This window comes from Parendozoicomonas haliclonae (assembly GCF_900174585.1).
GTDB lineage: Bacteria > Pseudomonadota > Gammaproteobacteria > Pseudomonadales > Endozoicomonadaceae > Sansalvadorimonas > Sansalvadorimonas haliclonae.
Map to the genome: position 1 here is coordinate 18,012 of NZ_FWPT01000011.1, position 12,024 is coordinate 30,035.

At 50.3% G+C, this 12,024-nt stretch carries 7 protein-coding genes; 5 read left to right on the plus strand and 2 right to left on the minus strand.

Annotated features, from left to right (window positions below; genetic code table 11):
- Positions 1-137 precede the first annotated feature (137 nt).
- Together EHSB41UT_RS19790 and EHSB41UT_RS19795 are read left to right on the plus strand one after the other, a co-directional pair.
- Positions 138-524 (plus strand): acetyl-CoA sensor PanZ family protein, encoded by a 387-nt coding sequence (locus tag EHSB41UT_RS19790; protein WP_087112607.1) that lies wholly within the window; start codon positions 138-140, stop codon positions 522-524.
- An 88-nt stretch (positions 525-612) separates the two neighbouring features.
- Complete coding sequence (locus EHSB41UT_RS19795) at positions 613-3,558, plus strand: hypothetical protein (RefSeq protein WP_087112608.1); 2,946 nt, start codon at positions 613-615, stop codon at positions 3,556-3,558.
- A 53-nt stretch (positions 3,559-3,611) separates the two neighbouring features.
- Here the strand turns inward: EHSB41UT_RS19795 and EHSB41UT_RS19800 are convergent, their stop codons facing one another.
- Entirely contained in the window at positions 3,612-4,376 is a 765-nt protein-coding gene (locus EHSB41UT_RS19800; RefSeq protein WP_087112609.1) for an outer membrane protein OmpK, read from the minus strand.
- Positions 4,377-4,645: 269 nt separating this feature from the next.
- On the opposite strand from EHSB41UT_RS19800, the gene EHSB41UT_RS19805 reads away from it, so the two are divergent.
- Positions 4,646-6,748 carry an AsmA family protein gene (locus EHSB41UT_RS19805; protein ID WP_087112610.1) on the plus strand — a complete coding sequence of 701 codons (2,103 nt, stop codon included), beginning with the start codon at positions 4,646-4,648 and terminating at the stop codon, positions 6,746-6,748.
- Between the two features lie 49 nt (positions 6,749-6,797).
- Here EHSB41UT_RS19805 and EHSB41UT_RS19810 read toward each other — a convergent pair whose 3' ends face one another.
- Entirely contained in the window at positions 6,798-7,682 is an 885-nt protein-coding gene (locus EHSB41UT_RS19810; RefSeq protein WP_165767352.1) for a protein kinase domain-containing protein, read from the minus strand.
- 502 nt (positions 7,683-8,184) lie between these two features.
- Here EHSB41UT_RS19810 and mutY point away from each other — a divergent pair.
- A complete protein-coding gene (mutY, locus tag EHSB41UT_RS19815) occupies positions 8,185-9,243 on the plus strand; it encodes an A/G-specific adenine glycosylase (RefSeq protein WP_087112767.1) in 1,059 nt (352 codons plus the stop codon).
- Positions 9,244-9,398: 155 nt separating this feature from the next.
- A complete protein-coding gene (locus EHSB41UT_RS19825) occupies positions 9,399-12,011 on the plus strand; it encodes a hypothetical protein (protein WP_133060589.1) in 2,613 nt (870 codons plus the stop codon).
- The last annotated feature ends 13 nt before the right edge of the window (positions 12,012-12,024 follow it).

Genomic DNA, 12,024 nt, shown 5'->3' on the forward strand with positions numbered 1-12,024 from the left:
GAGTATGACGGCTATTTTTGCACATATCATACCCATGCGCTTGTTATTCCCCGGCACCTGCTTATTATTCGGCTCCAGTAAGGCGCCTATTGGCCCTATTTAGCTATTTGCTTATTCAAACTACGCAGAGCAGAGTGATGCCGGTTTTTGTTGAGTCCGTAACCAGTCCAGACAGCGCTGATCAGAATGATCTGGTCAAGATTTATAATGATGCTCCCGAGTGGCTGACTTCGGGCCTGCCTGCAGAAGAGTGGGTGAGTAACACTCTGGCAACGAATAACCTGCATCTGTTTGCCGGCCGCTTCAATGATCGCTTCCTGACTGCAGCGGTTATCTCGGAGAGAGACCTGCTCTGGGAACTGGAATGGCTGAACGTGCGCAAGGTCACCCGTGATCGTGGCGTTGGTCTGAGAATGATCAATGAGCTGCAACGCATCGCCCATGAACATGGCCGGACTCTTGTGATGACTCGTGAGACCGAAGGCGATCTTCCTTCTTACCTCCAGAAATTGAGAATGAAGTAACATTCCCAATAAAGGCAGAAACCTTTATTCCAAATGGTAAAAACGCGGCCGATAACCTAGTTTGAAAGTGTAACCATGGAAGCTTTCAATGAACGGACGCAAAGGTTCTCTGCCTTCTCTTATGGCATTGGCCATAGCTACTGCGCTGGGCAGTGGTACGTTTGCACCTGCATCCCGTTCAGAGTCCCCCGTCCCCTCAACCTACACAGCCAGTTGGGAATGCTCCGCCAATATGCATCAGGACTGGCGTTGCAGCCCTGAAAACGGCAAGCCCTACGCTGAAGATCTTGAGAACATTGCCAGCCAGCGCCCAACCCTGAGAGGCAGCTTCGCCAATCTGGTACAAAAAGCCATACAGCAGAGCAAGACGCCACCAGTTGAGCTGGAAGAACCTCTCATCGAGGAAAACGAAGAGCTGGTCAGTCTGATGCCTGAAGATGCTCAGGATCTCGGAGCTGCAACCTCAACTGAGGACAGCTCTTCGATCAACGTTGCCCAGCAATCCGACCAAAGCATCGACACCCAACCGGCCGCACCAGAGACAACAGCGGAAGAAGTCCGTAATGCTCCCTCACGCTCTATGGCGGATAACGATTGGATAACCCGACTCAGCCGCAGAGCCTCCTGGCCTGAAGATCAGGCCATCGTTCCCCGCAGGGAAACCAAAGTTCAGCCATCACTGACCAGCCGTGAAGTTACTGAAGAAGAAGTCAGCCGCTCCGTGCTTCTTTCAGATTGGCTGAAAAAGGCCCGAGGCCGCTCATCCTGGACCACCCGTCAGGATATTGCAGCAGAGACCAGACGCTCTGTTGAAAGAGAAGAGGTTATCCCTGATCTCTCCGGAGATAAGGATGATGCGATCTTCGACCGTAAGCGCAGCCTTTATGCTGACAAATGGCTTAACGATGCAGAGCAGAAGTCGTCCTGGTCTGAAATTGCTTCCACATCAGCACCAGAGCAGCGGGCTGAGATTGAGGAAAACGAAGAAACCATACAATCTGCAATAGCTGATACTGTTCAGGATAATGCTGACAGCCCCGAGCTTGAGCTGGTTAGCAGCATTACACTTGATGAATCCAACACTGAGCAAAGCGAGGATAATACGCTTACGCCGGAAGAGCTGGCCAGCTCTGAGACATCACCAGCTCAAACTCAGGTCGCATCAAAACAGCCAACATCACCCAAGCGAGATTTCCGCTCACGTTTGCTTGCCCATCAGTCAGCGAGTTCACAACTGATGGAGCAGTCCAGTGCTCCTGATAACGTAGCACCACCCCGCAGCGTAAAGTCAGCCCAGAGAAAAATGCCATCCTTTCAGATGGCTCTTGGGCAGGCACAAAGACAACCGGTTGATCCCGCATCGTTCTATTCAGAAAGCAATCCACCAGCTCTGGCTAGCAACAACCCTCTTGCCCTGCACCTGCGAAAAGATGAACAGCAATGGCTGCCAGATCTTGAAGTCAGCCCGCAGGAGCGACTGGCCAGAGCCTATCCACAACCTGACTTTACCTCCCAGCGCGCGATGCCCTGGCAGGGAACCGCGACACCGGAACAATGGCAGAAAGCCCCACCGGGAACCCGCATGCCGGACACCCGCTATTCAGATAGCGGCTCTGTTCCCGCTTTCGTAACGCCAGATCAGATACCTTTACCCAACACCAGAAGGTCTGAGTTGCCTCCTGCGCCGCAATCCGAGACAGCACAAGGGCTTGCTTTAAACCAAAGCTGGTCACTGACTGGCAATGTTATTGCCAGACCCGCACCTCAGGTGGAAAACCCGATTCCAGAAAAGGTTCTGGTCGCCGCCAACACCGAGCAGCCATGGCCTGAGCCACAATATAAAGCTGATAATCGCCTTGCGCCCTCACTCCCAACATTCTCCGGCAATGCTTCCTGGCCGGGAGCCAACAATGGGTATATCAAGAAGCGTCAGAACCATTCGCCACAATCACTGCAACAACGACAGTCTCTGAGAGAGTACCGCCGCCCACCTCCAGTCTCTCCGCAGGATATCTATAAACTGGCAGCGCAAGAGCCAACCTCGGCAGGCTATCTTGATCAGACTCGGCAGACTGAGAAATCCCCTTTCGGTAAGCCCACGGGTTATCAACCCTCCGGCCCTAGCTCTGTTGATAGATTCCGGGAGAAAACCAGAGAACCGGCAGCGTCTATCGAGCCACCACCGGTACCAATTGATCGGCAATCCAGCGAGCCTCGCTCAACACCACGATTAAATGGTTTCCAACATGTCGGCATCCAACAGCAACAGCCACAAGCTATGCCAAACACCGTGTCCAAAGCGGCACCTGTTTATAAAGCCTCTTTGCAAGATATGCTGGGAGCTTCAGAGAAGAGTGTTTCGATTCAATGGGCTGCCACAACCCAGCCGGCTGTGATTATGCGTTTGCTGGATCGTTATCCGATGTTGAAGGAAGCAACGATTGTTCGCTTCCGAAATGAGGGCAAAACCTGGCATCTGGTGCTGACCGGACTTTATCCGGATATGACTTCAGCCTTAAACCACCTGCGTTCTGATGAATATCGCACCATGGCCAAACGCCTTAAGCCCTGGACTCGCCCGGTCAAAGGTCTTGCCAAGCTGGATCTGGTAAAAGACTCTCCTGCGGTAGCGCTACAGAGCCAGCCAGCCCAGAAGTCTCTCCCGCAAGGTCAATATACGATTCAATGGATGGAAGCGGAGAGCCCCGGCATTCTCAGGGATTTGAAAGAACGCTATCCGCAACTTTCAGACAGTGAAATCGTTATGGTCTCCCGTAACCAGAAGCTGCGTTACTTCCTGATTCAAGGGCGCTTCAAAGGTTATCAGGATGTTAAAAATGCTCTGATGGCTCCGCGCTATTCCAATCTGGCCCACCAGCTCAATCCAAAGCCTCGTCCTATGGCCAGCCTGCGCCATAACACAGATATTATTCAGCCCCGTAAAGCGGTTGAAGCCAAACCTGCGCATACACCCATTCTGACTAAGGCTGCCTTACCTGAAGCAAAGAGCAGTCACAACCATCTCAAAAGCTGAAATAACCAAGCCCTGAGCCAAAGATCTTCAGGGCCTGATTTGTTCGCAAGAGATCAGAAGTTATACCGCAGTGAGAAGATTGCAGCATCCTGATAGGTTGCTTTACCCAGTTTGTAATACGCATAGCGGTACTGGATGCCCGCTGTAACTTCTTTGATTGGCGTCCACCAGAGAGCGACGGCGCCATTTTCTCCATCTTTCAAGCTGCGTCCGGCTTGCTGAAGGTTTTTAAATCCACCTTCACCATTGGAGATACCGGTTTGCAGATTACCTTTGTATTTATTATTCCGGTTGAACTCGGTTTCATGCCAGTTGGAAATCAGGAAGTCCTGCCCACCCAGCTTGAAAGAGTAACCCAACACCCAGCCCATCATATAACCATTTGAACCGCTATATCCGCTGGAAGTCACACCGTGATAGCCAATGAAAGGCTTCCACCAGAAAGAGCCGCCATTCAGGTTGTAGCCTAAACCGATAACCTGATCCTGCTCATTAAACCCCGGAGTGGAGAAGTTATAGCTGTGTAGATAGAGGTTAAACCCGGTATCCCCAAAAAAGTACCGGAGATTCCCTTTAAGAGCTGTGCGGCGGTCATGGTTACCGTTATTTTCGTTGGAGGTGTTCTGAGGATTCTCAAGATCAAAGAACCCGTACATTTCCCCCCAATCAAACAGAGCACCACCTTCCAGTTCCAGATAGAGAAAGTCTGACTTACCGTGATGGGTTCTTTTTTCAGTACCATCGGACCAATCAAGCCAGTTCACACTGACATCACCAAAACCCCAGAGATACTCGGCCTGTGCCGTCGATACTCCCATTCCGGATAATAAAAGTGCCGTACCGGCACACGCCCCCCAAGATTTCAGGCCACTAGCAGCCCTCTTGCAGGTTGTTGTTATTGGCATAGCTTCTTCTGGTTTGGTATCTCTTGGCATGATGCAACCCCAAAGAACTTCAGCAATAGCGCATGAAGTCTAGGAGCTATTAAAAAATCTGCATAAAAACCAAGTACGGATAAGTTCGCTTTACGCCTTTCAAGTTTCTATCATGGGAAAACAATTTCAGTTTCCGGGAAGAGGGACTTTTCATGAAGGCGCTTAAGTGGCTGCTAGGCATAGTAGCTGTTCTTGTTGTGCTGCTCGTTATTGCGGCAATCACCCTGCCAATGCTGATCAACCCTAATAATTATCGCGATCAGATTTCCACAGCTGTTTATGATGCAACCGGTATGCAGCTCGCCATTAATGGCGAGATTGGCTGGTCGGTATTCCCCTGGGTTGGTCTGAGCATTAACGATGTGGTGATAGATGATTCCCAGAAGCAACCTCTGGGCTCACTCAAGCATGCTGCCGTTAAAGTTAAGGTGATGCCTCTCCTGCAAAAGAAACTCGAGATTTCCACTCTGGAGCTTGATGGTGTCAGTCTGAATCTGGTGGTTAACAAACAGGGCATCCCCAACTGGGAGCCTGCTAAAAAGCCAGCTTCAGAACCTGCTTCCCTGCCGGCAACCTCAACATCGTCACAACAAACTTCACAACAAGGCACAGCAGAAGCGTCTTCAGGATCATCATTCACCCTTGAAGACCTGAACATTGCTGGTGTTAACGTCAAGAATATTGAAATCAAATATCAGGATATTCCTGCCAAACAATCCCTGACGATTCAGAATATGGGACTGACGACAGGTGCCATTACCTTTGGCCAACCATTCCAGATGAATACTTCGCTGGAACTGGCGGTTAAGGATCCTGCGATCAAGGCAAAGATTCAGTTATCCGGTCTGATCACACCGGCACCCTCACAGTCCACCTACACCATCAAGAACCTCGACTATACCCTGACACCAATGGGGGTATCTAACCCGCAGGCGATCGAAGTTACCGGTGATATTGTGGTGAAGGACAAGGTACTTACCGGTCAGGTAAAACTTCAGCCGATTGATCTGGCGACAGCCATGCAGCAATTGAATATTGCTCTGCCAAAGCTGGCAGGTGGCGATCAGGTTCTGCGCAAGGTAAGTATTGGCACTCAGATAAAGGCCAACAGCAACTCTGTCTCCTTAACCGATATGTATGCGGTCGTAGATAAAAACGAACTGCAGGGTCAGTTCGCTATTACCGATCTGAAAACGCAGGCGATGCGCTTCAACATTACCGGCAACAATATTGTTGTTGATCCTTATCTGCCGGTTGCAGCAGAGGCATCAGCCCAATCAACAGGTACCGGCACGACAGCTCCGACAACCGGAGGCCAGTCTGCTCCCGCACCATCCACCAGCCCATCACCTGCAGCATCAACGAATGCCGTGATTATTCCGGTTCCAACCATTCAGGCGCTGAATGTGAATGGCAAGGCACAGCTGGAATCACTTTCTATTAAAGGCTTCCTGTTTAACAAACCAACGGTGGAAGTGCAGGCTGCCGGTGGTAACGCCCGTATTACCAACCTCAGCGCTGGTTTCTATGAAGGTACGATCAAAGCCGCAGCCGGTGTTGATGTTCGCGGCCAGCTGGCTGCCAGGCCGCAGGTGTCCGCCAAGGCCGATATCAGCAATATCAGCATCGAAGCTCTTGCTCAGCAGCTGGAAGATCTTCAGAAGGTCACCGGTAAAGCGAATGCCAGCCTGAAGGTTCTCACCCAGGGTCTGACTGAGAAGCAGCTCACCAGCAACCTCAACGGTACAGTTGATTTCAATGTATCCAACGGTGCATTGCTTGGGGTGAACTTTAACCAGCAGGTTTGTGGTTTGATTGCCCGGGTGCGCAAAACGGAATCAACCCGCACAGACTGGCCAGATAAAACGGCCTTTACCCAGCTGGGCGGCACTGTGCGTATCGTGAATGGTGTTGCGTATAACAACGACCTGACGGCCGCTCTCGATCTGTTGAACCTGAAAGGTGACGGTGAAGTGAATCTGGTCAACCAGACCCTGGATTACCATCTCGGCCTGACGATTACCGGTGATATGGCCGACAAGGAAGATACCGCCTGCCGCATTAACGAAAGGTACGCCAACATCACCTGGCCGATGCGCTGCAAAGGCAAGCTGGGCGACAGTGGACTCTGTGGTATTGATGAGCAGCGTCTTGGCAAAGTACTTGGCCAGATTGCCGAGCAAGAGATCAAGAACAAGCTCCAGAAGAAACTCGAAGATAAGTTTGGTGGAGCTTTAAAGGGATTCTTTAAATAATTCTCTTCCGTATAGCCCTCCTTCCCAACAGCCGAAATTACCCGGCCTGTCAGGAAGGAGGCTTCAATCCTTTGAGCACATCTGTCATAGAACTCTGCCTGTCATTAGGGTTCAGCCTGAGACCTTTCAAAGCCACATGATCGTGAACAAATGCCGCCTGTGCTGAATTGGGTTTCCCCTGCAAACGCCAGTGCAGTGCATTAACACCCTTGTCTCTATGTACCCGGCTGTACTTGGATCCATAATGCTCGACCCATTTGCAGTAAAGGGCAGCAGTATGCTTGCTCAACATACTGTGCAAGATGCTGCAGGCTCCAAATATATCTACCCGCACATGGTCAGCGCCCTTCTTTTTGTCGTAAATTTCCGGAGCCACGACGGTGTTAAAAGCAAATCGGGGGTCCAGTTTCACTTCAGGATCTCTTGCGGTTGAGGCAAGATCAAAATCACAAATTACGGCATATTTCTGCTTATCCAATAAAATATTATCAGCTCGTAAATCGTTGTGATAGATGCCTTTATCATGCATGTAAATCAAACCTTCACCAATATCACTCATCGTTTTACAGATAAACTCGAAGGTAAATGTATTGGCGGGAATGCACTTGCTCTTCCCGAGCAGAGCCTGATCAAGTGCACATTCGTAGCGGGGGAGAACCAGTGCCATCCCTGTCTTCGTTGACAGGGTAAACAGGCTGCAAATAATGGCTGAATGCTTCAGCGAGGTTAGAATGTCGGCCTCATGTTGAATATCACTGTCAGCAAAGCCCACTTGCTTGGCCTTAATAACAATATCTCGGGGAGTCGCTCCACTTCGTAACCGTAAAGCATAGAGATAATTCGCTGTGCTGGTGTCGAGAAGTCGCTTCTGACTGTATTTATTTCTGAGTTCCCCCCTCTCCGCAGCCGTTAGTTTTTCCGTCAGCTCTGGCAATCTCGGAGTTGCTGGCTTTGGCTTAACCGCAGCTGGCTTGCCTTTATCAACCGGATGAATTTCGACAGGATCAGTCTGAACAGAGATGGCTCGGTATTCAATTCTGGGGAAACGGACGGGCTCAGGAGAAGAACGCTTCTCTACTTTTGGTTCCGGACCTTGTTTGTTATCCGATGCAACCAACTGTGGCAACCGTACAGCTTCCTTTGCTTTCGGAACAGGCTTCACTCCCCAATAACCAAATTGAAAATGGCTGGCATGATGGTGAGCCTCAGTCTCTACTTGTCTGCGTCCAGGCTTCCAATGTCTGCGATCTGTAGTAAAACCGTGGTGAGACGTATCTCTGGTGTAACCGAACATACCAACCCCTCAAAAACATATTGATCAGGTCTTAGATGCACCCAGCTGTCCGGGGTTGCTGACAAACCGGTCAGCTGTTGTTTTTCCGTGATTGGTTACCGACAATGTTCCCTTCTGTTACCCCTACTGTCTGTTGTTGCCCATGCCTGAAACTGCCGCCATCCAGAATGCCATCTTTCACTGGTTCGACCAGTACGGCCGCAAACATTTGCCCTGGCAGCAGAACATTACGCCTTATAGAGTCTGGCTGAGTGAAGTGATGTTGCAGCAAACCACTGTTGCGGCAGTCATTCCCTATTTCGAGCGTTTTACGGAAACCTTCCCAACCGTTGCCGATCTGGCAGCTGGCGACGTTGATACTGTACTCCAGCTTTGGAGCGGGCTTGGCTACTACAGCCGCGCCCGTAACCTCCACAAAGCTGCACAGATGGTGGTTAATGAGTTTGGCGGCCAGTTCCCAAGATCGTTGGATGATCTGCAGAAGCTTCCAGGCGTTGGCCGCTCTACGGCTGGTGCCATTGCCAGCATCAGCATGGGGATCAAAGCATCCATTCTGGATGGCAATGTCAAACGGGTTCTGGCCCGCCTGCATGCTGTTCACGGCTGGCCGGGGAAATCATCAGTCGCCAAAGAGCTATGGGAGATTACCGACCGGTACACTCCCGACACCCGCCTGCCCGACTGGACTCAGGCCATGATGGATATGGGTGCAACACTATGCACTCGTAGCAAACCCAAATGTGCAGAGTGTCCAATCTCACAATGGTGCGTCGCTCATGCAGAGGGGCGGGAAACCAGCTATCCGGAACCAAAGCCTAAAAAGGAACTGCCAGAGAAGCATGTGCGCATGCTGATGCTGCTTAACGAGAACGGGCAGGTCTTACTGGAAAAACGGCCACCAACTGGCATATGGGGTGGATTATGGAGCTTCCCGGAGTTTTCTGCGGAAGGGGATCTGGCAGAGACTCTGAACGAGACGCTGGCCATGCAGCTTACCGATGCCGAAGTATGGAATAGCTTCCGCCACACCTTCAGCCACTATCATCTGCATATCGAACCGGTAAAAGCCTTCACGGAAGGTACGGCTAATCAGATTTCTGATCGTCCAGATACCAGATGGATCGACCTACAGGAGGCATTGTCTGTTGGTCTGGCTTCACCGGTAAAAAAGCTGCTACAGAACCTTTTGAAAAGCTTATAACAATCCCGGACAGGGTGCGGCCGAGGCCTTTTAGCCTGGGCCTACCTTTGCCTGATAAGTTTGCCAACTTCCCTTTCTCTCGATAGCTGGAGAGCCTCCAGAGGTTGTCTACACTGCTGCCCCCGGAATAGTCCTCTAGCAGTCAGAGCAGACTTGTGAGTAAAACGATCAAAGGCTTAAAGCCTTCTTTTACTAACGCTCTCTTCGTCATTATTTGCATCACGGCCGGCCTCGGTTTGGCAGGGTTCTCCCATGATTTGAAAGCCGGCAGAAAAGGTCTGACATTAGACGGGCACCTCGGTATCTATCGCCATAATCTGGACCATTTATCGACAACATCAATACCAGGCACCGGTACACCGGTTGCACCTCTGGGGGAGTGTCTTTTCTGTAAGAATGTTCCAGCAAAATCTCCGCTTCACTGCTCATCCTGTACGGCTTATGCCTGCAAAGAATGCTTTGCCGACTATAAGAAACACAAGGGTAGCAATCTAACTTGTCCACAATGCGACAAAAGCATTGTCAGTGCCACAACCCAGTCCAGTGAATCCACAAATCACGATGATGAAGTCGATTTCTATCTTAAGGCGCCAGAAGACACGATTGAAGCGCACGAGGTGCGTTACACCCTAATGAATGGCTGGAGTGAAAGCCTCGGGAGCATAGATGTTCTTTGTGACAATGAAGGCTGCAGTTGGACCGTGAAATATGGCAATGGGGAGGGAAAGAATTCTTACAAACAACATGTAGCCGAGTGTGAATATCAGGATATTGATTGCCCTCAGGGGTGCGGGGCACAGGTGACGAGAAACAGCCTTGATATTCATTCAGACATTTGTGGCAAAGCATCAGTCTCCTGTACAGAGTGCAAAGGCTCAATATTGCGCGATGAGATGGAGCAACACTGCAGCAGTAATGACTGCAAAGTGCAGAAAGCAGCACAGCTATTGGGACGAATATCCTTGGACTCCTCAGATATCTATACCGTGATGAAGGAAGTTCTGACTGTTCAAAATGAACTGGTTACCAGTATGCATAACCAGATTCAGGGGCTGGAAGCAGAAAAGACCAAACTGATAGCCAGGGTGGACGATCAGGCCCGGCAACTGCACTTGTCATCCTCTCTGGCTCACTGGGAAGGCGGACAGTTTATCTCCATCAATCTGCACGGGGAGCCCGGCACACCTTTGCCGAAGTTGCCCAAGGTATACTATTCAGAACCGTTTTTGATCGATGGCAATATTCATGGAACGGCCCGGCTGGTCCTTGCCATTATCTATCACGGCTCCGGTGAACTCAGCCTTGACCCTCCGCACACTGCCGATGTTTACATGCTGGGTGATCAGGCACTTCTCGACAGAGTTACAGAGCAACAGGAGAGCGTAGAAGTCGAGCTGGTTTTTCTATCCCCATCCCGGGAAGATGCAATCCCCCCAGCCTTTATGACACTGCATTTGAATCGGTCAAACTATCAGATGACGGCTGATGCACCCAATACCGGCCAGATCAGCAAGCCCGGATTCTATCCCATGAGTTACAGCAACCATTCCCGTTACAAGCAGTGGCTGATGGCTGATGAACATATCAGGTCCAGGGCTGCGTCTGTGTTTGTGAAAAACCGGAAAAGCGGTAGCCATTCTCAGGATCATCTTGCCGTAACACCAGCCGCCGGTCTGTCGCTAAGATACAAGAGCAGTCCCGTCACCGTCTTACCCAGCGCGCTTCATCTTCTTATTGACCAGAAAGATATTTTCAATGGTGGTCAAATCACCTATCCGCTGCTGATAGACGAAAGGAAATATATGATGTCCGTTGAGGCTGATTTAGCTTCCCATATCAGAATAAAGTTCCAATATATGGGAGCACCGGATGACAGACCGGATGTTGTCTATGGAAAAATGCAAGCAACTACCATCAATAACGGAATCCCGTTTACTGACCCTCCCCTTTCGATCAATCTTAATACGGAACATGTACTACTTGGCAAACTAAGAGGAGACCAGCCATTTTCACAAGTGGTGTTCATTTTTAAGAGTATGGGAAGTGATAACCGATTAGGCCTCACAGAAATAGCGCAGGACGATCGCCCACTATCAGCCGCACACCAGAACTCAAATATCCAGCTGAAGTCCATGTTGTTAGAAATGCAGGGTAATTTTCAGCAACGGGAACAAATGCAGGATCGACGAATAGATCGAAGAGATGAGCGACTTCACCAGTTTTTGCGTGCACAACATAAACACCATAACTTACCGTTTGGTTCAGCGGGCACGAATCCGGATGCAAAAACTATTCAGTGGACCATCCCCGAGATGCAGCTTTGTATGGATTCCAAACTACAGAAATTCAGTACGACTACAGCCAGACTGGGGAATATGGACTACTGGCTCGACTTTGTACGACAAGATGACAGCATGTATGGAATGTTCCTGCGGGCGGCCCCCAAAAGCTGGCATACTGAAGGACAACCCTCCTTCTTCAATAAACTTTCATTCACTTTCCAGCAAAATCCCCAGACAGAGCGGAGCATTAATGTTGGCAACCCTGGTTTTATCCATGATTCCAATACATGGCGCGGCATTATTGACCGTGGACATGGCTGGCAGCGTTTAATTGGTGTGTCAGCCGATAGTGCCCGGATAGTCACAGATGCTGAAGGCAAACTGGTCGTCCAACTACAATTTGTCAAAGAACAAAGACCGGCTGGCCGCAGGCGAATCATCAGGGGTGTAGTGGAAGACGAAAGAAGTCTTCTGATCAATCCTTGAACAGGAAGCCCGT

Excerpts from the sequence above, each read along its gene's own strand:
- EHSB41UT_RS19790 (WP_087112607.1), top strand. The coding sequence starts at position 138 with ATGCCGGTTTTTGTTGAGTCCGTAACCAGTCCAGACAGCGCTGATCAG.
- EHSB41UT_RS19795 (WP_087112608.1), top strand. The coding sequence starts at position 613 with ATGAACGGACGCAAAGGTTCTCTGCCTTCTCTTATGGCATTGGCCATA.
- EHSB41UT_RS19800 (WP_087112609.1), bottom strand. The coding sequence starts at position 4,376 with ATGGGAGTATCGACGGCACAGGCCGAGTATCTCTGGGGTTTTGGTGAT.
- EHSB41UT_RS19805 (WP_087112610.1), top strand. The coding sequence starts at position 4,646 with ATGAAGGCGCTTAAGTGGCTGCTAGGCATAGTAGCTGTTCTTGTTGTG.
- mutY (WP_087112767.1), top strand. The coding sequence starts at position 8,185 with ATGCCTGAAACTGCCGCCATCCAGAATGCCATCTTTCACTGGTTCGAC.